Origin of the sequence: Streptomyces sp. NPDC093600, from assembly GCF_044764755.1 — a bacterium.
Lineage (GTDB): Bacteria > Actinomycetota > Actinomycetes > Streptomycetales > Streptomycetaceae > Streptomyces.
This window is the reverse complement of the sequence record NZ_JBIWIU010000001.1, coordinates 1029426-1051923: the sequence shown is the minus strand read 5'-3', so window position 1 is coordinate 1051923 and position 22498 is coordinate 1029426. Positions and strand designations below refer to the sequence as shown.

The 22498-nt window shown below is 70.4% G+C and carries 12 protein-coding genes; 7 read left to right on the top strand and 5 right to left on the bottom strand.

Translation table 11 applies throughout. The annotated features are described in order from the left end of the window. Window positions 1–51: 51 nt before the first annotated feature. The gene (locus tag ACIRB4_RS05050; RefSeq protein WP_403288676.1) at window positions 52–1593 is read right to left on the bottom strand and encodes a M4 family metallopeptidase; all 1542 of its coding nucleotides are present in this window, start codon (window positions 1591–1593) and stop codon (window positions 52–54) included. 277 nt (window positions 1594–1870) lie between these two features. Here ACIRB4_RS05050 and ACIRB4_RS05045 point away from each other — a divergent pair, with 277 nt between their 5' ends. Beyond that, complete coding sequence (locus ACIRB4_RS05045; protein WP_403288479.1) at window positions 1871–2695, top strand: hypothetical protein; 825 nt, start codon at window positions 1871–1873, stop codon at window positions 2693–2695. A gap of 46 nt (window positions 2696–2741) precedes the next feature. Here the strand turns inward: ACIRB4_RS05045 and ACIRB4_RS05040 are convergent, their stop codons facing one another. Next, complete coding sequence (locus ACIRB4_RS05040) at window positions 2742–3812, bottom strand: Ku protein (protein WP_403288477.1); 1071 nt, start codon at window positions 3810–3812, stop codon at window positions 2742–2744. A gap of 59 nt (window positions 3813–3871) precedes the next feature. Between ACIRB4_RS05040 and ligD the strand changes: the two genes are divergently transcribed. Continuing rightward, window positions 3872–4756, top strand: coding sequence for a non-homologous end-joining DNA ligase (gene ligD, locus ACIRB4_RS05035; protein ID WP_403288476.1), 885 nt, complete (start codon window positions 3872–3874; stop codon window positions 4754–4756). A 172-nt stretch (window positions 4757–4928) separates the two neighbouring features. On the opposite strand, the gene ACIRB4_RS05030 is transcribed toward ligD, so the two are convergent. Next, the gene (locus ACIRB4_RS05030; protein ID WP_403288473.1) at window positions 4929–5900 is read right to left on the bottom strand and encodes an ATP-dependent DNA ligase; all 972 of its coding nucleotides are present in this window, start codon (window positions 5898–5900) and stop codon (window positions 4929–4931) included. A 438-nt stretch (window positions 5901–6338) separates the two neighbouring features. Between ACIRB4_RS05030 and ACIRB4_RS05025 the strand changes: the two genes are divergently transcribed. The 5 genes from ACIRB4_RS05025 to ACIRB4_RS05005 all read left to right on the top strand — a co-directional run bounded on the left by ACIRB4_RS05025 (window position 6339) and on the right by ACIRB4_RS05005 (window position 13970). Further along, window positions 6339–8639, top strand: coding sequence for a PBS lyase (locus ACIRB4_RS05025; RefSeq protein ID WP_403288472.1), 2301 nt, complete (start codon window positions 6339–6341; stop codon window positions 8637–8639). A gap of 195 nt (window positions 8640–8834) precedes the next feature. After that, window positions 8835–9707 carry a hypothetical protein gene (locus ACIRB4_RS05020; protein ID WP_403288471.1) on the top strand — a complete coding sequence of 291 codons (873 nt, stop codon included), beginning with the start codon at window positions 8835–8837 and terminating at the stop codon, window positions 9705–9707. Further along, window positions 9704–11008: an ATP-binding protein gene (locus ACIRB4_RS05015; RefSeq protein ID WP_403288470.1), complete on the top strand. Its 1305-nt coding sequence runs from the start codon at window positions 9704–9706 to the stop codon at window positions 11006–11008. The genes ACIRB4_RS05020 and ACIRB4_RS05015 overlap by 4 nt, the downstream gene beginning before the upstream one ends. Before the next feature lie 107 nt (window positions 11009–11115). Next, window positions 11116–12498, top strand: a complete 1383-nt coding sequence (locus tag ACIRB4_RS05010) for an FtsW/RodA/SpoVE family cell cycle protein (RefSeq protein WP_403288469.1) — start codon at window positions 11116–11118, stop codon at window positions 12496–12498. Next, window positions 12495–13970, top strand: coding sequence for a penicillin-binding transpeptidase domain-containing protein (locus ACIRB4_RS05005; protein ID WP_403288468.1), 1476 nt, complete (start codon window positions 12495–12497; stop codon window positions 13968–13970). Before ACIRB4_RS05010 ends, ACIRB4_RS05005 begins: the two co-directional genes overlap by 4 nt. A 117-nt stretch (window positions 13971–14087) precedes the next feature. Here ACIRB4_RS05005 and ACIRB4_RS05000 read toward each other — a convergent pair whose 3' ends face one another. After that, entirely contained in the window at window positions 14088–14354 is a 267-nt protein-coding gene (locus tag ACIRB4_RS05000) for a hypothetical protein (RefSeq protein ID WP_403288467.1), read from the bottom strand. 3 nt (window positions 14355–14357) lie between these two features. Further along, window positions 14358–22229 (bottom strand): ricin-type beta-trefoil lectin domain protein, encoded by a 7872-nt coding sequence (locus ACIRB4_RS04995; protein ID WP_403288466.1) that lies wholly within the window; start codon window positions 22227–22229, stop codon window positions 14358–14360. Window positions 22230–22498: the final 269 nt, after the last annotated feature.

The window sequence follows — 22498 nt, the reverse complement described above, 5'->3', positions numbered from 1 at the left end:
CTGGGCCCCGGGGGCCGCCTCGGTGTGGCGGCCCCCGGGTCACCCCGCCCGCTACTTCACGTTGACCGCTGCCCAGGCCGCGGCGACCGCCGTGGATTCCGGGCTGCCGGCGCCGTAGAGGTCGGTCGTCGCCCGGAGGGTCGCCGTGCGGGCGCCCGCGTAGTCGGTGGACGAGGTCATGTAGGTGGAGAGGGCCTTGTACCAGATCTTGTACGCCTTGACCCGGCCGATGCCCGTCACCGTCGAGCCGTCGTAGGTCGGGGAGTCGTAGTCGACGCCGTTGATCGTCTTGGCGCCGCTGCCCTCGGAGAGCAGGTAGAAGAAGTGGTTCGCCGGGCCGGAGGAGTAGTGGACGTCCAGGCGGCCCAGGTTGCGGTCCCAGTAGTCACGGGAGTTGCCGTCGCGGCTCGGCTTGTCCATGTAGCGCAGCGGGGTGCCGTTGCCGCGGATGTCGATCTTCTCGCCGATGAGGTAGTCGCCCGGGTCCGAGGCGTTGGCCGCGAAGAACTCGACCGAGGTGCCGAGGATGTCGGAGGTCGCCTCGTTCAGGCCGCCGGACTCCCGGCTGTAGCGCAGGCCCGCGGTCGCGGAGGTCAGGCCGTGGGTCATCTCGTGGCCGGCCACGTCGATCGAGGTGAGCGGCTTGGCGTTGCCCGCGCCGTCGCCGTACGTCATGCAGAAGCACTGGTCGGACCAGAAGGCGTTGACGTACGCGTCGCCGTAGTGGACGCGGGAGAGGGCGGCGACGCCGTCGCCGCGGATGCCGTTGCGGCCGAGCTCGTTCTTGTAGAAGTCCCAGGTGAGGGCCGCGCCGTAGTGGGCGTCGACGGCGGCGGTCTGGCGGTTGGCCGGGGTGCCGTCGCCCCAGACGTCGTCGGCGTCGGTGAAGAGGGTGCCGGTGCCGCTGGTCGCGCCGTTCAGGTCGTACGTCTTGTGGCCACCGCGCGCGGTGTCGGTCAGCGTGTACGACGGGGCGGTGCCGAGGGTGACGTCGCCGGCGTACTGGCTGTGCCCCGAGCCGGTCTCGATCGCCTCGTAGGCGTACAGCTCCTTGCCGTCGGTCGCGTCGGTGATGACGTGCCGCTCGCTCGGGGTGCCGTCGGCCTGGACCCCGGTGACGACCGTCTCCCACGCGAGAGTGGGCTTCCCGGTCGCGGCCCAGATCACCTTGCGGGCGGACGTCGCGGCCGGGGACTTCTCCTCCGAGGAGGCGACGGCCGACTTCTTCGCCGTCGCGGCCGGGATCGCGGCGGTCGTGCCGGGCACGGATATCCGGGCGGCGGTCGCCTTGGTGGTGGAGCGGGCGCCGTTCTTCCTCTGGTGCACGACGAGGTCGCCGCCGAGGACGGGGAGACCCTCGTACGTGCGCTCGTACCGGGTGTGGACGGTGCCGTCGGCGTCCTTGACGACATCGCGGACGACGAGCTTCTCCTGACCGGACAGGCCGATGGCCCGCGCGGTCGTGGCGGCCGCGGCCTGCGCGCTCTTGATCTCGGCGGTGCGCTCGGCCGCGGTGAGGACGAGCGCACTGGCGCCGCTCTCACGGTCGGCCGCGGCGCCGGCCGTGCCGCCCTGGAGGCCGACGACGAGCATCGCGGCCGAGGCGATCAGGGCGGCGGCCCGCACGGTGGTGCGGCGGCCGGGGGTGCGCGGGGGGATGTGCGCGGAGGTGTGCGAGGTGCGGTGGTGCGAGGACTGCAGGCGGGTCACGCGGGCTCCTTCGCTGAAGCTGTGGGGGGTGGCGCGGCAGCGAGCGTGCCAGCGAAAGAGCCTTTTTGACAGGTCTGCAACAAGAATTTGACCATCAGTTGTCCGGAGGGCAGCCAGACGCGTCCGTTATGCGATACATGACGGATGCGAGGATGACCGCATGGGATCGCTTCTTTACGTCACCGACCTCGGGTACCAGGCGCGCGGTCGTCGTTACTGCGACGAGGACATCTGGCTCGCCGGGCGGCTGCGCGAGGAGTTCGACGTCGCCCTCTGCCACCCCCTGGACGCGGCCGCGCTCATGGACCGCTTCGACGCCGTCGTCGTGCGCAACAGCGGTCCCGTCATCCACTACCAGGAGGCGTACGACACCTTCCGTGCCGCCGCCCTCGCCACCCGTACCCGGATGTTCAACTCCCTTACGGGCAAAGGGGACATGGCCGGGAAGGAGTACCTCCTCCACCTGTCGAGGGAGGGGTTTCCGGTCATTCCCACGGCAGGGCGGCGCGAGGAGTTCGGGCGGCTGCCGGACGCCGACGAGTACGTCGTCAAGCCGCTGCTCGGCGCCGATTCGGTCGGCCTGCGCTTCGTCGACAGGGCGCGGCTCACGGAGGTCGACCCGGCCGGCATGCTCGTACAGCCGCGTATTCCGTTCACGTACGAGGTGTCGTTCTACTACGTCGGGCGGAGCTTCCAGTACGCGCTGTACGCACCGGACCCCGAGGCCCGCTGGGTGCTCAAGCCCTACGAACCGACCGCCGAGGACCTGGAGTTCGCCCAGCGGTTCGTGGACTGGAACGACCTCGCGTACGGCATCCAGCGCGTCGACGCCTGCCGGGCGCCGGGCGGCGAGCTGCTGCTCGTCGAGCTGGAGGACCTCAATCCGTACCTCTCGCTCGACCTGGTCGGGGAGCCGGAGCGGGAGCGGTTCGTGACGGCTGTGGCCGCTTCACTGCGCGAACTGCTGGGTGAGGCGGGGCGGTAGCGGTAAAGGGGGTGGGGCGGCGCGGGAGTACGTAAGCGCGGGGCTCCTATGCCGTGCGCTTGCGGGGGGTCGCCTTCTTCGCCTGGGTCTTCTTCGCCGCGGTCTTCTTCGTCGCCGCCGTGCCCTTCTTCGCCGTCGACTTCCGTGCCGGCTCCGCCGTCTTCTTCGTCGCCGCCGTCTTCTTCGCCGTCGACTTCCGTGCGGGCTCCGCCGTCTTCTTCGCTGCCGCCCTGGACGTCGACTTCTTCGCCTCCGACTCCTTCGGCGTACCCCGTGCCGCCGCCTTCTTGCGCGGCTTGAGCTCCGTCACGGAGGCGGCCTCCGGCGGCGCCTCCCCGCGGGCCTCCTTCGCCGCGCGGACGCTGCTCTCCAGCGCCGCCATCAGGTCGATGACCCTGCCACCGCCCTCCGCCGCGGGCTCCGGCGGCGCCACCGCCTCGCCGCCCTCGGCCTTCGCGGCGATCATCTCCTCGACCGCCTCCCGGTAGTCGTCGTGCAGGGTGCTGATGTCGACCTCGCCGAGGGTGGCCATCAGGGCGTCCGCCAGGTCGAGTTCGGCCTCCCGTACCGAGACGGGCGTCTCCGGAGCCACGCCCTCCGGGGCGCGGATCTCGTCCGGCCACAGCAGGCCGTGCATGGCGATGACATCGTCCACGACCCGGAGCATCCCGAGCCGCTCCCGCCCCCGCAGGGCGAACTTCGCCACCGCCACCTTGTCGCTGCGCTTGAGCGCCTCGCGCAGCAGGGTGTACGGCTTGGCGGCCGGCACGCCGTTCGGCGCGATGTAGTACGCGGCGTCCATCTGGAGCGGGTCGATCTCGCTCGCCGGCACGAAGGAGACGATCTCGATCGTCTTCGCCGTCGGCAGCGGCAGGGAGGCCAGATCCTCGTCCGTGATCGGGATCATGGTCCCGTCGGCGTCCTCGTACGCCTTGCCGATCTCCGCCTGGGAGACCTCCTCGCCGTCCAGCTCGCACACCTTGCGGTAGCGGATGCGGCCGCCGTCCTCGGTGTGGATCTGGCGGAAGGACACGGACCGGCTCTCGGTGGCGTTCACGAGCTTGATCGGGATGCTGACCAGGCCGAAGGAGATAGCGCCGTTCCAAATGGATCGCACGTTTCATCCCTTTCGTGTGACTCTGCACGACTATGCCGGATTCGTGGGATTCTCATCGTATGACGCCGATCACGGAGGTGGAGGGGCGGCGCCTGGCGCTCAGCAATCTCGACAAGGTCCTCCACCCGCTCACGGGCACCACCAAGGGCGAGCTGCTGCACTACTACGCCACCGTCGCGGACGCGCTCCTCCCCCATCTGCGCGACCGGCCGGTCTCCTTCCTGCGCTATCCGGACGGTCCGGACGGGCAGCTCTTCTTCACGAAGAACCCACCGCCCGGCACGCCCGCCTGGGTGAACACCGCCCCCGTGCCCCGTTCCGACGACCCCGGCGCCCGGCAGGTGGTGGTCCAGGACCTGCCCTCGCTGATGTGGGCGGCGAACCTCGTCGTGGAGTTCCACACGCCCCAGTGGCGGACCGACACCCCCTCCGTCGCCGACCGGATCGTCTTCGACCTCGACCCCGGGCCGCCCGCGACCGTGGTGGAGTGCTGCCGGGTGGCGCTCTGGCTGCGCGAGCAACTGGCCGCCGACGGCCTGCAGACGTTCGCCAAGACCTCCGGCGCCAAGGGCCTCCATCTGCTCGTACCCGTGGAGCCGACCCCGTCCGAGCAGGTCTCGGCGTACGCCAAACAGCTCGCCGTCCGCGCCGAGGCGGACCACCCCGCGCTGGTCGTGCACCGGATGACCCGCGCGCTGCGGCCCGGGAAGGTCTTCGTGGACCACAGCCAGAACTCCGCCGCCAAGACCACGGCCACGCCGTACACCCTGCGAGCCCGGCCACGGCCGACCGTCTCCGCGCCGGTGACCTGGGAGGAGGTCGAGGCGTGCGACGACCCCGGGCAGCTCGTACTCCTGATGAACGACATCGCGCCACGTCTGGAGCGGTACGGGGAGCTGCTGGAGCCGCTCTTCGACCCGGACCGGGCCGGGGTCCTGCCCTGAGTGCGCATGGCGGCCCACGCCACGCGCCGCCGGGCCGACGCCCCGGGCCGGGGTCCTGCCCTGACCGCGGCCGGTGCCGGGCCGGGGTCTGCCCCCGACGCGCGAGCAAGCGCGCACCCGGGCGCGCGACGTGCGCCCGCCCCGGCAGCCCTACCGCCGCCTCACCGCCGCCTCACTCCACCTCCGCGTCCGACTCCTCCGGTGTCAGGTCCGGGCGCAGGCGCAGCCACGACGGCTGGCGCAGCAGACCCGCCCGGGTCCGGACGGCGTACCGGACCTCGCCCACCAGGCGCGGCAGGACCCAGTGCGCCCCGGCCACCGCAGGCATCTCCGAGAAGGGGCACTCGTCGATCTCCGCGGCGTACAGCAACCGGGCCAGTTCGGCGCGCTCCGCTTCGCTCCACCCGGTGCCGACGCTGCCGACGTAGCGCAGGCCGCCTGCGTGGCGTTGGCCCATGAGAACCGAGCCGGGCAGGCCGGACAGCCGACCGCCGCCGGGCAGCCAGCCGCCGATGACGATGTCCGCGGTGCGCATGTTGCGGATCTTGATCCAGTTCCGCGACCGCGCCCCCGGCTCGTAGCGGGAGGTGATCCGCTTGCAGATCAGGCCCTCCAGGCCGTGCTCGCGGGTCGCCCTGAGCGCGGCCTCGCCATGGCCCACCAGCGCGCCCGGCGTGGACCAGGTCGGCCCGGCCAGGGCCAGCGCTTGGAGCTCCTGCCGCCGGTCCGCCCAGGGCCGGCCGGTCAGCAGCCTTCCGTCCAGGAACACCACGTCGAACAGGACCGCGTGCACCGGGTCTCGGGCGGCCAGCCGGCTCGCCCGCGCCGGTGAGCCCGCCAGGCCCATCCGTGGCTGCAACCGGGCGAAGTCGCTGTGTCCGTTCTCGTCGAGCACCACGATCTCCCCGTCGAGGACCGCCGTACGCCCTGCGGGCAGCGCCCGGCCCAGCGGCCGGAGTTCCGGATAGGCGGCGGAGACGTCCTCGCCGGAGCGCGAGCGCACCACGAGCGTTCCGTCCCCGGCGAGGTAGAAGATCGCCCGCTGGCCGTCCTGCTTCGTCTCGAAGGCCCACTCGGCGTGCTGCCCGGCGGGCGGCAGGACACCGGGCGTCGCGAGCATCGGCGGGATGCGAGGAAGGTCCACGGCTCAGGACTGACCCGTGGCGCGTGCGGCTACTCCCCGACACCGGCTGATTCAGCCTTGGGACACATTCCGCCGGCAGGGGCCAGGAAAGTGCCGGGGAAGGGACCAGGAAAGGGGCCAGGAATCGGTCGCCGGTCGAGTGCCGGCCGTACTGCGCGAGTCCGAGCGGCACTCCCACCGGTTCGAGCGGCACTTCCGCCGGTCCAAGCGGCACTCCTCCGCCGGTCCAAGCGGCACTGCGCGGGGGCGTGGATCACCGGCGCGCGGCGTGTGCGCCCGGCGAGCGCCCTGTGAACTCCCCCGAGCGCCGCGTGTGGCGCAAAGCGTGCGCCCCGTGCGGCGTTCGCCGGTCGCGTCCGGTCAGCGGGCCCTCAGCGACGGTGACGTGGTGCACACTTGCTCCCTGGTACAGCGCTCACGGGGAAGGCGGCGGCCGGCATGCTGACGGGGATCGAGGAGGTCGACTGGGCCTCGCTGGGGCATGCGTACGGGCCAGCCGACGATGTGCCGGGGCTGCTGCGCGGGCTCGCCTCGGACGATTCCACGGAGCGCGAGCTCGCCCTCGACGGCATGTACGGCGCGGTGCACCACCAGGGCGACGTGTACGACTCCACCCTCGCCTGCATCCCCTTCCTGCTGGAACTCGTCGCCGACGCCTCCGTTCAAGACCGGGGCGGCATCGTGGAGTTGCTGACCAGCATCGGCGGCATCGATCTCGACGGGGACGACGAACTTGACGAACTCGACCCCGATGACGGGGAGTTGATTCCGGCTGCCAACTACGCGATGGCCGCGGCCGCGGTCGCCGCCGGGGCGGACGTGTTCCTCGGGCTCGTCGGGGACCCCGACCCGGAGGTGCGGCTGGCGGCCCCGTGCGCCCTCGCCTCGATGCATCCCGAGCCCGCGCGCGTACTGACGCTGCTGCGTGAGCGGCTCACGGTCGAGCGCCATACGGAGGTACGGCTCGCCCTGGTGGAGGCGGTCGGGCGGATCGCACGGCGCCACGAGTCGCTGCGCGACGAGACCGTCGACTGGCTCGGCTGGCTCTCCCGCGCCGCCCAGGCGCCCGGACTGCGGCTCGCGGCCCTGGCCCAGCTGGCACGGTGCGCTCCCGGCGAGGTTCCGGACGACATCGCGGAGCGGGTGACGGCCCTGCTCGACGAGGTGCGCACCGACTCCCCGACCCACGACGACGCCCCGGCCCGCAGGCCCCAGACACCGGCACAGACGCAGACACCGGCGCAAACGCAGACGCATGCCGACGCCCAGGCACGGGATGCCCTGAGCCGGCAGGCGTACGACACGTACGACGCGCATGAGACATACGACGTGTACGACGTGTACGACGTGTACGAGGCGTACGAGGCCTGCGAGACACCCGGGGCGACGGAGCTCTTCACGGAGAGCGGGTGGCCGGCCACGCCCGCGCTCGCCGGACAGGTCCGTGAGCTGGTCGACGAGCAGCCGGCCGAGCGCCGGACCCCCTGGACCGACGAGCTGCTGCGCACTCTGCACACCGCCCTCGACGACCGGGTCGACGACCGGATCGCCCTGATCCTCGCCCAGCTGCGCAGTCCCGACCGGTCCCGGCGCTCGGACGCCATCTGGCTGTGCGGCGGGCTCATACGGATGTGGCGCGGCCGGTACGAGGAGGTGGTACGGGTCATCGGGGACCAGCTCGCCGACCCGGACCCGAGGCTGCGCGAGGCCGCCACATCGTTCCTTGAGCGGCTCTTCGAGCTGACGGGCCCCGCCACCGACGCGCTCGCCGCCCGCCTCGTCGCCGGGCCGCCGACCCCGCTGGGGCAGGGCGGCCCGGGAGCGCGGGTCGGGGGCCGGGGGGCGCTGCTGGCGCTGGCCCGGTCCGGCGACGCCCGGGCGGTACCGCTCCTCGCCAGGGCGCTCATGGAGCCCGAGGTACGCCGCGAACTGCTGTACGCGGTCGACGCCCTGGGCCCCGCCGCCGTACCGCTCGCACCGGTGCTGCGCCGCAGACTCGCGCGGGTCGAACTGGACGACCGGCTGTACGACCATGCGGCACCGCTGCTCTTCGCCCTGACCGCGATCCGGGGCACGCAGGCCCTGCCCGAGGTGCTGCGGGTGCTGCGCGGGGCGCCCCCGAACCGGCGCGACTGGGTGCGCGAGTCGGCCCTGCGGGCGCTGGCGGCCTTCGGCCCGGCGGCCCGGGAGGCCGTCCCCGACGTACGCGAGCTGCTGGTCTGCGACTCGGCCACCGTCTCGGCGAGCGCGGCACTCGCGCTCTGGTCGGTCGAGGGCGAGACGGCGGCCGTCCTGCCGGCTCTGGAGGGGTGGCTGCGGCCGGACGCCGACGAACCGGAGTGGTGCGCGGCCGCCCGCGCCCTGGGCTCCATCGGCCCCGCGGCGGCGCGGAGCGCGCCCGCGCTGCGCCCGGGTCTGCGCGCCAGGGACGTGTGGGTACGGGTCGCGGGCGCCACCGCCCTGTGGCGGGTGGCGGGCGACGTGGAGGCGACGCTGCCGGTACTGCTCGGGGCCTGGGAGGAGAACCCGCACGCGCGCGTGGACATCGCCGAATGCCTGGCGGAGATGGGGCCGGCGGCGCGGGAGGCCGAGCCCGCGATCCGGAACGAGCTGGCCCGGCGCCGGCGCCACAACGTCCGCGAGCACGGCTCGGGCAGCCACGACATCCACCAGGACGAGAAGCTCCTGGCCTTCTGCCACGCCGCCCTGGACCGCATGGAGTGGGGCCGGTACAGCTGAGCCCGCCCGCCGGGCCGCCCGGGCGGTGACCAGGAGGTGCCCGGGAAACCAAGCCGTCGGACGTAGAGGTAAGCAAAAAGGACTTTCCTACGAATAAGGTCTGAGGGACGACCGATCGTCCCGAGACGCGGGGCCGCCTCCGGTGGTGGCCTGTTGCTCAGGAGGGTCACCGCACCGACGACATCCTGGAGCAGTGTGAGACCGCGCGGACTGCCGTACGCCGCCGCCGTGGCCCTGTCCGCCGCGGCGGCGCTGGCCGCTCTCTCCGGCTGCGGCGACGAGGGCGGGCTCGAGAGCGCGGGGCCCACGCCCACCGCCGTCGGTCCGGTCCGCCTCTGGCCCGACCTGCCGCCCGCGACCGCGCCGCCCCTCGACTACGGCGAGACCGACACGCAGCGCGTCCCGGGCATCAAGGCCCCGGGCGACGACGTGCACCGCGTCGACCCCGTGGCCGTGGTCCAGGCGGAGGCGAACGCCCACCCCGACACGTACAGCGGGGCCGACGGCATGTACGAGGAGACGGCCCGGCGGATCGCCCGGTGCGCGGCGGAGCCGAAGGCGTGCCCGGTGATGCGGCCGTACTACCGCGATCTGACCGGCGACGGCCGTGACGAACTGATCGTCGGCATCCGCATGCCGGAGCAGCAGTTCGGCGTGCGGGTCTATCTCGCCGAGAAGGGCGGTCTCACCCGGATCATGGCCACCGTCGACCAGGTCATCAGCGTGGAGATGGCGGGCCGGGACCTGATCACGCGGGTCAGCTCGGCCGGCATTCCGGGGTACGAGTACCGCACCGCCTGGTCCTGGGACGAGCAGCAGCACTCGATGCTGGCGACCCGGGACGAGATCGTCCGCGTCAAGCCACGCGGCCCGGCGGCCTCGCCGCCCCCCGAGCCCAGCGCCGAGCCGACCCCCGCGCCCCGGTCCAGCGCCGAGCCGACCCCCGCGCCGACCTCCGCGCCGATTTCCGAAGGCGCCCGCGGGAGCGGCGCCACCCGGGCCACCCCTGGAAGCAGCCCCTCCGCAAGCAGCCCCTCCGCAAGCAGCCCCTCCGGAGGCCGCCCATGAGCCCGCGCCTCCCCGCCTGGGCCGCGACGCTCACCTGGAAGGCCGCGGTCTTCATCACCGTCATGTGCTGCGCGCTCGCGGCCCTGCTCGGCATCCTCGTCCATGTCTCGGTGACCGGGCGGACCGTGAACGACTCCCGCGAGCGGGCGCTGGACCGGCTCACGGCGGCCGCCCGCGCCTACGAGGCGGGCGACCCCCTCCCCCGGTTCGCCGGGATCGACCCCGAGGGCCTGCCCGGTTCGCTGCGCGCGCTCGCCGTCGGCGGGGAGCGCGGCACCATGGTCACCTCGTACGAGGGCCGGCCGACGATGTGGGCGGCAGGTCCCGCCGACGGCCGGGCCCTCGCCGTACGGACGGACTACTCGGCGAGCGCCGAGACCATCAGCGGTCTGGACCGGTCGATCCTCGGCTCCTCGGTCCTCGCCATCGGGGCGACGCTGCTCGTGGGCGCGTTCGCGGTCACCCGGGTCACGCGACGGCTGCATCTGACGGCTCAGGTGGCCCGGCGGATCAGCGCGGGGGACCTCGACGCCCGGGTCGACGACCCCCGTACGAAGGACCCTTCCCGTCCCCAGGACGAGGTCGCCACGGTCTCCGGGGCGCTCGACACCATGGCCTCCTCGCTCCAGCGCAAGCTGCAGAGCGAGCAACGGTTCACCGCCGATGTGGCGCACGAGCTGCGGACCCCGCTCACCGGACTGTCCGCGGCGGCCGAACTGCTGCCGGAGGGGCGGCCTTCGGAGCTCGTACGGGACCGGGTGAGGGCGATGCGCGCGCTGACCGAGGACCTGCTGGAGATCTCCCGGCTCGACGCCCGCAACGAGACCGTGGACCTGGCCGTGCACGAGCTCGGACCGCTCACGGAACGGGTGGTGCGCGCCTCGGGGACGCCGACCGGGGTACGGATCGTCCGGGACGCCACGGTGGAGACCGACCGGCGGCGCCTGGAGCGGGTGCTCGGCAACCTCGTCGCCAACGCGCACAAGCACGGCGCCCCGCCGGTCGTCCTGACCGTGGACGGCCCGGTGGTGACCGTGCGGGACCACGGGCCGGGGTACCCGGAGTACCTGCTGGAGTCGGGGCCGCAGCGGTTCCGTACGGAGGGCGGCGGCAAGGGCCACGGGCTCGGTCTGACGATCGCGGCGGGGCAGGCGGAGGTCATCGGGGCGGAGCTGGTGTTCGCCCGCCCGCCGGACGGCGGGGGCGGGGCGCTGGCGCGGCTGACGCTGCCGGAGTACGTACGGTTCGGGGCGGCGGAGGAGGAACCGGGGCGCGGACCGGGCCCGGAGTCGGCACCCTGACAGCACGCCGCCCCACGGACCCACCCTTCTTATTCGCGTACCCCGACCCACCGGCACACCGTCACACATAAGGGATATAACGCTTACCGCTTGCTACGTTGCGGACCATGACCGCAACGACGGCGGACGCTCCCCCGCCCGGGCTGCCCACGCCGAAGGGCCGTGGCGTGGAACTCTGCCTCCTCGTCTGCGCCGTCCTCATCTCCGTCTACGGCTACGCCGAGGTCGGCCTCGCCAGAAACGGCGCCGTGCCGCCGGACGCCGCCCGCTACGGCGCCGGGCTCGGACTGCTCGCGCTCCTCGCCCATCTCTCGGTCCGCTTCCGCGCGCCCTACGCCGACCCGCTGCTGCTGCCCATCGCGGTCCTCCTCAACGGCCTGGGCCTGGTACTGATCTACCGGCTGGACCTGGAGACCCCGCAGGACCGCGCCGCACCGACCCAGCTGGTCTGGTCGACGCTCGGGGTGGCGCTGTTCATCGCCGTCGTCGTGCTGGTGCGCGACCACCGCGTCCTCCAGCGGTACGCGTACCTGTCCATGGCCACCGCGCTCGCCCTGATGACCCTGCCGATCTTCTTCCCGGCGGTGAACGGCGCCAAGATCTGGATCCGGATCGGGGATCTGTCCTTCCAGCCGGGCGAGTTCGCCAAGATCCTGCTGGCCGTCTTCTTCGCCGCGTACCTCGCGGCCAACCGCAACGCGCTGGCGTACACCGGCCGGAGGGTGTGGAAGCAACAGTTCCCCGCCGGCCGTGTGCTCGGCCCGATCGTGGCGATCTGGGTGCTGAGCGTGGGCGTGCTGATCCTGGAGCGCGATCTGGGCACCTCTCTGCTCTTCTTCGGCATCTTCGTGATCATGCTGTACGTGGCGACGGGCCGGACCGGCTGGATCGCGGTCGGACTGCTCCTGGCGGCGGTGGGAGCCTTCGCCGTCGGCTCCCTGGAACCGCACGTGCACAGCCGGGTCCAGGACTGGCTGAACCCCTTCGCCTCCATCGAGGCGGGCGACGGGCCGGGCCAGCTCGCGCAGTCGCTCTTCTCCTTCGCCGCCGGCGGGATGCTCGGCTCCGGGCTGGGCTCGGGGCACTCGATCCTGATCGGCTTCGCCGCCAAGTCCGACTTCATCCTGGCGACGGCGGGCGAGGAGCTCGGCCTCGTCGGCCTGACCGCCCTGTTCCTGCTGTACGCGCTGCTGGTCGCCCGCGGCTACCGCGCCGGCCTCGCGCTGCGCGACCCGTTCGGACGGCTGCTCGCGATCGGACTCGCCTCGATCCTGGCGCTCCAGGTCTTCGTGATCGCCGGCGGGGTGATGGGCCTGATCCCGCTGACCGGCATGGCGATGCCGTTCCTGGCGCAGGGGGGCTCGTCCGTGGTCACCAACTGGGTCATCGTGGCGCTGCTGATCCGCGTCAGCGCCTCGGCACGGGCGCCGCTCCCCGCACCGGCGGCCGAGCCGGAGATCTTCGTACCGGTCGTGGAGGACGCCCGGTGATCCCGTACATCCGGCGCGCCGCGGCGCTCTGCTTCGTCCTTCTCGTGGCACTGCTCGCCAACGCGGCCCGGGTGATGGTCTTCGGCGCCGAGCCGCTGGACGACAACCCGGCCGACCGGCGGGTGGCGATCACCCGCTGGGGCCAGCCGCGTGGCGAGATCGTGGTCGACGGGAAGCCAGTGACGGGGGCGCGCGACAGCGGCGAGCAGCTGCGGTACGAACGCACCTACAAGAAGGGCCCGTTGTACGCGCCGGTGACCGGGTACGCCTCGCAGACGTACGGCACCACCTTCCTGGAACACGCCGAGGACGCGGTCCTCTCCGGTACGGACCCGATGCTGGCTCCGTTGCCGTTCTGGAACGACATCAGCCGGGGGCGTCAGCCGGGCGGGGACGCGGTGACGACGATCAGGGCGTCGATGCAGGAGGCGGCGTACCGGGGCCTGGACGGGAAGCGGGGCGCGGTCGCGGCGATCGAGCCGTCGAGCGGGCGGATCCTGGCGCTGGTGAGCAGCCCGTCGTACGACCCGGGGGTGCTGTCGGGCACCGGGCCGAAGGTGAAGGACGCGTGGGCGCGGCTCACCACCTCGCCGAACCAGCCGATGCTGAACCGGGCGATCCGGCAGACCTATCCGCCCGGCTCGACCTTCAAGATCGTGACGGCGGCGGCGGCCCTGGACGCGGGCGCGGTGACGGACGTGAACGCGCCGACGCGGACCCCGGACCCGTTCGTGCTGCCGGGCACGCGGCGGGTGCTGCCGAACGAGGCGAAGGGGTGCGCCGACGAGTCGCTGGCGTACGCGATCCAGTGGTCGTGCAACACGGTGATGGCGGGGCTGGGGGTGAAGGTGGGCCTGGAGGAGATGGTGGACGCGTCGCGTCGGTTCGGCTTCGGCGACACGGGCCTGAGGATCCCCTCCTGGGTCGCGAGGTCGAACTTCGACACCGACATGAGCGAGGACCAACTGGCGCTGTCCTCCATCGGCCAGTTCAACACGACGGCGACGCCGCTCCAGATGGCGATGGTGGCGGCGGCGGTCGCGAACAACGGCGAGATCGCCCACCCCCACCTGGTCGAGCGCACGACGACCTCGGGCGGCCGCGCGGTCCACACGACGGGCCGCCGCAGCTACCGCCAGGCGATGCGCCCCTCGACCGCGACCCAGCTCCAGCGCCTGATGGTCAAGGCCGTGGAGGAGGGCACGGGCACGAACGCGGCGATCCCGGGCGCGACGGTCGGCGGCAAAACGGGCACGGCCCAACACGGCCTCGGCAACACCGGCACCCCCTACGCCTGGTTCATCGCCTGGGCCCAGGCCCCGGACTCGGCCCAGCCGGCGGTCGCGGTGGCGGTGGTGGTGGAGGACGCGGAGGCGCGCCGGACGGAGATCAGCGGGGGCGGGAGCGCGGCGCCGATCGCGAGGGCGGTGATGGAGGAGGGGCTGAGGCTGGAGAAGGCGCGGCGGGGGTAGCCGGGCCCCGAGGCGGCGCGGCCGGGGACGCCGCCCGGGCATAGACACCTGATGCCGCAGTCACTGTAGTGACTGCGGCATCAGGTGTGGTGCCTTGCGTGACGTATCAGACGTCCCTCAACGACGACGGCGTTGAAGCAGCTCGCGGCCGCGCTCGTCGATCACACTGATATCTGCGATTGGGCGCATCTGAGGGTCGAAGTACTCCAGGAGAGAACGCGCTTCGACGAATGGGATACCGAGTTCCTCCTGCAGCGTCCTCAGGAAGATCAATGGCGTCATCGTTCCAGACGTGGAGTGACTCGAGAGATAGACCACAACCTCTGAGAACGAAGCACCCCCTTCCACGAATTCCTTCAATCCCATCGATTCCCCAGATGTCATGCTTCAACGCCTCGGTCGCGAGAACACGGGTTCGGCGTTCGTATAGTGCCCGAACTCGCCGACCAGCAAGCTTTGGTCGACGGACACTTCGGTCAGTCCGTACTTCGAGAGCATATGCCCTGTGAAGGTCTTGGCTGCCGCGTTCTCGAAGGTCATTCCGTTCCGCAGATTCTCGTTGAACTGGTTGAGGTTTGTGGGCATGGCCGGAACCCACTTGGCCTGGAAGGACATCACGTTCTCAGGTCCGAAGTGCTCCATGACCGCGGCGAACATGGGGCCCCCCTTCGGGGAACCGGGTCCCGCCTCGATCACCATGGTGAGAGCACCGTCATTCAGCTCCGCCATGATGCCACCACCGCCCTCCCAGAACTGGGCGTAGTCGCCGTTACCGCCACCCTCGCCGCAGTTGTGGACGAGGACAGGCGTCGACCCCGCGACCACGTAGTACGTGTGGACGTTGCTGACCGTGAGGTTGTGGACGACCGCGTCCGTCACCGTCGAGCGCTGGACCGACGCGACCTGGACGTACGTGCCGGCGCTGGTCTGCAGCCACTGGCCCGACTTCAGGTCGGTGGCATCGATCCACTTACCGAGCTCGGCGACCCAGAATGGGTGCCCGTCGGTCGCGGTGACCTGGGCCGCCTTCGTCCCGGCCTTGCCGTCCACGTCGATGGTGACCTCGACCAGGTGCTTCACGCCCCGGCCCTTGATCTCGGCGGTGACAGCCTCGATACGGCTCGCGCCGGTCTTCGGGTCGGTCGCGACGACCTTGTCCCCGGCCTTGACCTTCTCGATCGGCTTGGTGGAGCCGTCGGCCATCAGTACCTTCGTGCCGGGCACGAAGCTGTTGTTGATCGAACAGGAGCCGCCGTCGGCCTTGCCGGAACCCCCACTGCCGCTGGATCCGCCCTTGCTTCGGGTGGATCCGCCGGAGGAGCCGCCAGGCTTGGACTTGGAGAGGCTGGTCTTGCCACCCCCTCCGGACTTCTTCGGCTGGGAAGAGGCCTTGGGGGCCGCCTTGGCCTGGGCCTTCTTCTGGACGGGGTTACCCGTCTTCTTCTTGGCGGCAGCCGCTGCGTCGGCCTTTCTCTTGGCTGCCTCGGCCGCCTTCTTCTTGGCTCTCTGCGCGGCCTCCTTCTTGGCCTTCTCGATGGCAGCCTTCTTGGCCTTCAAAGCTGCTGCCTCGGCGGCCTTGGCGGCCTTGAGGACCTTCTCGGCGGCCGCCTTCGCCTTCTTGAACGCCTGGATGGCGTCGATGGTGCGGCTGACGGCCTTCAGGACCGACGGGATCTTGCCGAGCTTGGTCCACGGGATGGCCCCGACGATCAAGCTGCCGCACGACCACATGTCACCGCCGAAGCAGGCCATGGCGTCGTTGATGCCGATGAAGTCCTTCAGGGCACCCCAGGCCGCGGAGAGGATCACCGAGGTGAGCGACTTGCCCATGGTGGCCTGAGCCTGCGCCACCTCTGCCGCCGACAGACCAGCGCCCGAGAGGGCCGCCGCCTTCTCCGAGGCGGTCAGGCTGATGGCCAGACCGGTGGGGTCGGCGTGCGTAACCGGGTTGTTGTGGGCGTAGACGTACCCGTTGGCCTGCAGCGGATCGTTCAGGTCCATCAGCGGGTCTGCGGACAGGAAGCGTCCGACGACCGGGTCGTACAGACGGGCGCCCAGCGGCTGGTAGCCGGAGGCGTCGTCCCTGGTCTTGCCCAGGAAGCCCCTCTGGGTCTGCAGGTTCTGACCCGCGGTGCCTGCGGCACGCTGGTTGCCGAACGGGTCCTGCTTCCTGATCCGGACCGGCTGGCCGCTGTAGAGGCCAACCTCCGCGTAGACGCTGCCCTGGTGATCTATCGCGAGGGCGACCAGCGCGTCACCGCCGGTGCCGTTGGCATAGCGCAGCACTGCGCCACCGGGCGCCTCGTAGGTGCGCTCGCTGCGGACCAGGACGCCGCCCTGCTGGACGGTGACCTGGGCCTCGCCGAGGTTCAGCGTGGCCTGCTTGCCCTGGATGGTCAGCAGCCGCTCGCCGTCGGGGCCATAGATGTGACGGGTGTCCTTCTGCGGCAGCCACTGCTGCGCCGCGGAAGCGGCGTCGCAGGTGGCGAGCACGATCGACGTCGCGTTCGCGCTCGATGCGCCCTGCACTGCCACGCATAGGCCGGAGGCGACGTGGGTCAGCTGACCGGCCGCGTTCCGCTTGACCTGCTGCGCGGTGGTGCCGTCGCACTTCTGCAGTTGGACGGCCGAACCCGAGGTGTTGGCCGCCGGCTTGAGGCACCAGTTGTCGTAGACCGAAAGGGTGCCCAGATTGGCGTCTGCCTGACCGGGGGTCGGGGTAAAGCGCCAGGCCTGCGCCACCGTGCCGTTGCACTGGTAAAGCTGGATCGGCTGGCTCGCCGCGGCGAGGCCGGACTTGAGGTCGAGACACTTGTCGGCGAGGCCCACATAGGGGGTCTTGCCGCCAGTGCCCTGGCCGCTGATCCGGTCGACCTTACCGTCGTGGGTCCAGGTCAGCTCCTGCTTGTCGCCGTTCTGGAGCGAGGTGACGGACTTGGTCTCACCAGTGAGCTCGTAGAGACGCTCCGCCTCCGCCTTGACCTGCACACCCGCGGGGGTGGTGTAAGTCTTCGACACCTTGGTGAGGGTGTGCGGCTGGGAACCGTCCGCCTTCCCATAGGCGTATGCGCTCGTGGCGTCCTTCGCCGCGTCGCCGGTCAGGTCCCTCTCGACCAGCTTGGTGCGGTTGCCCAGCAGGTCGTACTCGTACTCCTGCCAATAGCCGGAGCCGTCCGTGCCTGACTTCACGTTGACCGTGCCGTCGGCGTTCTTCGGGTCCGTAGAGCACGCGGTCTGGTTCTTGTCGGTCCACGCCTTTTTCAGCTGACCCAGCGGGTCGTAGGTGAAGCACTGGCGCTCATCGATCCCGACGGACTTCTCCTGGATCGAGGTGACATTGCCGGCCGGATCGTAGGTGTACGCCCGGTTCGAGACGAGGTTGCCACCCACCAGACTGGCGGTGTTCTGCTCCCGGTAGACGGACTGGTCCTTGAGCTCACCGGTGGACTCGTCGTACGAGTTCTGCGTCCACACTCGGTAGGGCTGGGAGCCCAGGGTGGAGCGCAGGACCTGACCGTACGGCGAGTAGACCGTCTCGGAGCCGTACCAGTCCTTGCCGGATATGGAGAGCGGGTTGCCGTCCTTGTTGTAGCGGATGGCCAGCTTCTCGGCCGCGAACTTGCCGACGGCAGGAAGAGTCGCCTCGTCCACCATTCCGTTGTCGGAATAGGTGTAGCTGTAGGTGTAGTCCTTGGCCAGACCCCACGTATCCGCGATCGACTGCGGCAGCGACAAGGTGGTCGAGGTCGGTTCGTAGTCCTTGGTGAAGCCGTTGACCTTCTGCGTGTACGCCAGGCCGTCGGTGTAGCGGGTGGCTGTGGCGGGCTGACCCTTGCCGCCGGGGGCGGTGTCGTACGTGAACTCCGCCAGCAGCGTTCCGGTAGAACTGTCCAGGCGCTGCTGGATCGGCCGCGACAGCTCGTCGTAGGCGTTCCAGACCTTGACGCCACGGGCATTGGTACTCGTCAGCGGACGGTCATGGTGGTCGTACGTGAGGCTGGTGGTTCCCGTGTCCGGGTCAGTTGCCGACTTCAGCCGCCCACGAGGGTCGTAGGTCCACGTCCACGGGTGTGCCGTGTCGGCGGAGCTGGTCGCCTTCATCATCTGGCCACGAGCGTTGTACTCGTAGCGCGTCGACGTGAAGCCGCCGGGCGCCGCTGGGTTCATCGTGTCGGTGCGGACGGTGCGACCGAGGGCATCGGTGTAGACCCGGTAGGACGAGGCACCCTGAGGATGGACGACCTTCGACCAGTCGGTGCCGTACTCGTACTTGGTCGCCCGCTCCGGATACGCCTTGGAGGAGGCCTCCTTGGTGACCGGGTCCACGTACTTCATGTACGGGGTCTCGGTGACCACGCGGCCGAGGCCGTCGTATTCGTAACGGGTGATGTTCGGGATCGCGGTGTCGGCGAGCGGAGTGAACAGCTCGCCCGGCTTCGCCTCCTGGGTGAGGTAGGCGTTGTTGGTCTGGAAGACCTCACCGGCGCTGTTGTACAGCGTGTCGGTGACGAGGTAACCGTTACCGCTCTCCGGCTCCTCCAGCGACTGACGCTCACGGCCGAGGCCGTCGTACATCGTGACGGAGGTCTCGATCCGGTCCTCGTAGCCGCGGGTGTAGGTCGCGACGTACGGAGGCTTGCGGATCTCGAGCGTCGGGTCTTCCGGGTCCGCCTCCGGCTTCGGGATCGTGTAGACAGCCCGGAAGTCCGGCACTGCCGTGGTAGCGCGGCCCGGGGCCCATGCCTCGGCGAGACGGCCCAGCGGGTCGTACTTCGCCTCACTCACATGACCGTTGGCATCCGTGGTCTTGAGCGTGGTCGCCCGGCCGGGCTCCAGCTCCTGGACCTGGCTGTGGCCCAGCGAATTGGTCTGGGTGACCTTGAAGACCTGACCGGTGGGCGGGTCGAAGGTCAACGTGGACGACTTGCCGTCCACGTCCACCACGCGGATCACGCGGCCGATGGCGTCGAAGCCCCTGCTTCCGTTGGTCTGGAAGCCGGTGCCTTCACCGTTCAGCGACCACGACTCGGTCGCCAGACCCCGCGTGGTGCCGGACAGCGCCGTACCGTAGGCGGTGCTGTCGTAGGCGGCGCGGGTTGCACCGACCAGTGTCGACAGGTCGGCCCAGTTGGCGTTGGCGCAGGTGGTGGGGGAGACCAGGACCTGCTTGGTCAGGCCGATGATGTTCTTGTCGGTCTGATGCAGGTACTCGGACTTGGTGCAGGACTCGTCACCGGTCTTGCCGGTGTCACCCAGGGACTCGACCAGGGTCGGCAGGCCGTAGGTCGACTCGTAGGTCGTCTTGGTGCGGACCTCGCGCAGTGTGCGGGTGTCGTCACCGGTGCCTGACGACTTCGTGTAGGCGATTTCCTCGGGCTCGGTGACGCGCCAGGCCTTCAGCGGGTCCAGGCCGTCGTCACGGTTGCGGCTGGCGAGCTCGGTCACCGCCGGCTTGGTGACGCTGCGCGTCAGCCAGCTGGTGTCCGCGTCGGTCGCGTTGGAGTAGGTCAGTTCCTCGGCTATTCGGCCGGCGAACGCCTCGTGGTCCTTGGCGATCTCGACGCCGGTGATGTCCTTGACGGGGACGGTGTCGCCCATGCCGCGGAAGTAGCGGGTGACCGCCTTGGTCCGCGGGCTCTCCAGACCGGGGGTGTTCTCGCCGGTGGAGCCTTCGCCGCTGTCCGCGTCGGACGGCTTCGGGCCGGTGAGGACCGTGGTCTGCTCGAAGCCGGCGAACTGCGAATAGGTCCGCGTGGACTTCTTGGTGAACTCGGCCTCGGCGAGCTTCCAGCCGGCGTTCTTGTACTCGTAGAACGTCTTCGTACCGTACGAACCGGAAACGTTCGGGAGCTCTTCGATGGAGTCCACGACGTACTTGTGGAACCAGTCGATGTCCTCCTTCTCCGGGTCCGGGTTCCAGTACGACGGGTAGCACAGGCGGTTGTTGGCCTTCAGGCCGGCCGTGTCCGTCTTGGTCGGCAGGCCGGTGCCGGTGGCGCAGCCGCCCTGGATGGGCTTGTAGGTGACGACGGTCTCGCCGCCGTACTCGTTGATCACGCGTGCGATGCGCAGGCGGGAGAAGCCGGGCCGGTGCGGGTTGAACGCCTTGACGCGGTTGGGCATGTCTTCGGCGTTGGACTCGAAGCGGACCGAGTTCAGGGTGACGCTCGCGTCGGTGGAGCCGTTGCGGGCGTAGCCGGTGCGCTGGATGGACTCCAGCCACAGGGCGGTGTTCACGCCGGTCTTCAGCTCGGCGAAGCTCTGCTTGAGCTGGTACTCGTCCACCACCTGGCGGGCGGTGGTGTCCGTGCGGCGCTGGGCGGAGGTGGTGATCTTGTCCAGGCGCTTACGGGACCAGAAGGTGGGGCCGGCGTTCCAGCACTTCTGCTTGTAGGTGGTCGTGACCGCCTGGCAGCGAAGGTCCGCGGGGGTGTCGTACCAGATGCGGTACTTGCCCGGGTCCTTGTCCGCGAAGTTCGCGTCCGTGCAGGTCAGCGTTCCCTCGGTGAAGCAGCGCTCCTCGACGGAGAAGTTCACACGGGCCGGAGCCGGCGCGGAGAAGATGCTGTCCTTGCGCTGGCCGTAGTCGATCCGCGACAGGTAGCCGTCGCGGTGGTACTCGACCGGGGCCTTGAAGTTGAAGTTCTTCGCGTAGTAGTTGACATCGCGCTTCCACCACAGCGACATGGCGTTGCCGTGGATGTCCTCGACGTAGTCGAGGTTCCAGCGCCAGGCCTGGTCGCAGGCGGAGTTCTTCCAGTCACCGGCCTTGTAGCACGGCTCACCGGCGTGGTTGCCGTACACCGGGACGGCCAGAACCGAGTCGGTGTACGGGTCGTCGGCGGCGGTGCCGTTGTCCGACCAGCCCGGCAGCTTGTTCATGCCGAAGTGGTAGCGGGTGCCGTCCTTGGTCGTGACGACCCAGTACTCGCCGTCGGCGTCCTTGATCATGCCCGCACCGGTACGCGGGTCGCGGCTGGTGTCCTTGATCCGCTCGATCTTCGAGCCGTCACCGTTGGCCGTGAACCACGTGCCCTTGGCCGCGTCCCACACCAGCTCGGTGGTCATTCCACCCAGCGACAGGGTGGCGTTCTCCGAGCCGTAGCACTGATCCGCCGTCTTGTGGGTGGCGTTGTTGGAGCCGGCCTTCTTGGAGTCCTGACGGCAGTTGGCGTACGTACGGGTGATGGAACCCGCGTTGTAGTCCCAGCCGTCGCCGATCCAGGAGGCCTGGTTGTTCGACGCCGACGTTCGGCCGTCGACCGACTGGGACGAGTAGCCCAGGTTGATCTTCGGCGCCAGGCCGCCGGCGGTCTCCGGGACCTGCACCTGGTAGCCGTAGGTGAACGCACCCGACGACGAACCCGCCGACCAGGAGCCCGACGACAGCAGCGGCGTGGCGGTGAAGTCACCCGACACCGACGAGCCGGTGTCGAGCATGCCGACCGCGTTACCGCCGGTCGTCGTCTCGGCCGACGACAGGGACGCCTTGCGGACCGACGCCTTCGAAGCGCCGGCCGTCCCCTCGTCCAGGAGCTGGGCGACCGGGATCGTACCGGTCAGCACCTTGCGGGTCTTGGCGTTCTTCGCCGCCGTGGACTTCGTCGGGGCGTCCTTGGCGGGCACCTCCGACACCGAGCTCTTCAACCGCTCGAAGCCGGGCTCGTCCTTGCCGCCCGCCATCGTGGTCGTGCCGTCGTCGGCACACTCACCCGCGGTCGGATCCGAGTACACACACTCCGGCAGCAGCATCAGACCGAAACGCTCGGCCGCCTGCGCACCGTAGAGGTCCTCGAACCCGGTCGTGTCGACGCTCAGCGCCACCTGCGCGGCCGGGTCGACCGTCGCCGGCGGCGTCACCTTCATGATCATGCCGGACACACCGGCGTCCTGGGACGCCTCGACCGGCTTGAGGTCGACACTCCACTCACCGGCAAGCGCCGCCGGGTCGCCGCCCTCCGGCACACCGATGGCGACCGGAAGGTTCTGCGACACCGGAACCGTCGTACCCGGCTCGCTCGTCGCCGTCAGCGTCGCCTTACCGAGGTCGGCGACCCACGGAGTGATCGCGGTCGGCACGTACGGCGTGACCGGCACCTCCGGCGCCGTCGTCAGCGCCTTCTGCGCCGTCGCGTCACCGTCGAGCGTCGTGGACTTCGGCAGATCCGGCAGATCGACCTGCGAGGTCCCCTGCTCGCGGCTCATCCCGTCGCCCGGGATCGCCAACGCCTGCGAGCTCAAGCTGGTCACGGTCAACATCGAGGACAGCAATAGGACAGTCGCCGTGCGGCTTAGCCGCCGGCGCTGTCGTTGTGACTCCGTCACGGCTAGGCGTCCCCGCCCGAGCCATGACGGTGGACCTGAAGCACGCATATGCGTCGACTCCCACCCTGACAGATCAGCAACGTTTTCAGGTGCGGAAACACCAAAGAGCACGCACCTGTGTCAGGTACGTGCGTGCGAACTCTCTGACATGTCCGCCACGGATTCAAGATCGACGATTCGAACCAAATCTGTCAGAAGTGACA

What these genes read in the sequence shown, in the direction of transcription:
- ACIRB4_RS05000 (WP_403288467.1), bottom strand. Translation starts at nt 14,354, where the DNA reads ATGACATCTGGGGAATCGATGGGATTGAAGGAATTCGTGGAAGGGGGT.
- ligD (WP_403288476.1), top strand. Translation starts at nt 3,872, where the DNA reads ATGACGCCGATCACGGAGGTGGAGGGGCGGCGCCTGGCGCTCAGCAAT.
- ACIRB4_RS05045 (WP_403288479.1), top strand. Translation starts at nt 1,871, where the DNA reads ATGGGATCGCTTCTTTACGTCACCGACCTCGGGTACCAGGCGCGCGGT.
- ACIRB4_RS05015 (WP_403288470.1), top strand. Translation starts at nt 9,704, where the DNA reads ATGAGCCCGCGCCTCCCCGCCTGGGCCGCGACGCTCACCTGGAAGGCC.
- ACIRB4_RS04995 (WP_403288466.1), bottom strand. Translation starts at nt 22,229, where the DNA reads ATGTTGACCGTGACCAGCTTGAGCTCGCAGGCGTTGGCGATCCCGGGC.
- ACIRB4_RS05050 (WP_403288676.1), bottom strand. Translation starts at nt 1,593, where the DNA reads ATGCTCGTCGTCGGCCTCCAGGGCGGCACGGCCGGCGCCGCGGCCGAC.
- ACIRB4_RS05010 (WP_403288469.1), top strand. Translation starts at nt 11,116, where the DNA reads ATGACCGCAACGACGGCGGACGCTCCCCCGCCCGGGCTGCCCACGCCG.
- ACIRB4_RS05025 (WP_403288472.1), top strand. Translation starts at nt 6,339, where the DNA reads ATGCTGACGGGGATCGAGGAGGTCGACTGGGCCTCGCTGGGGCATGCG.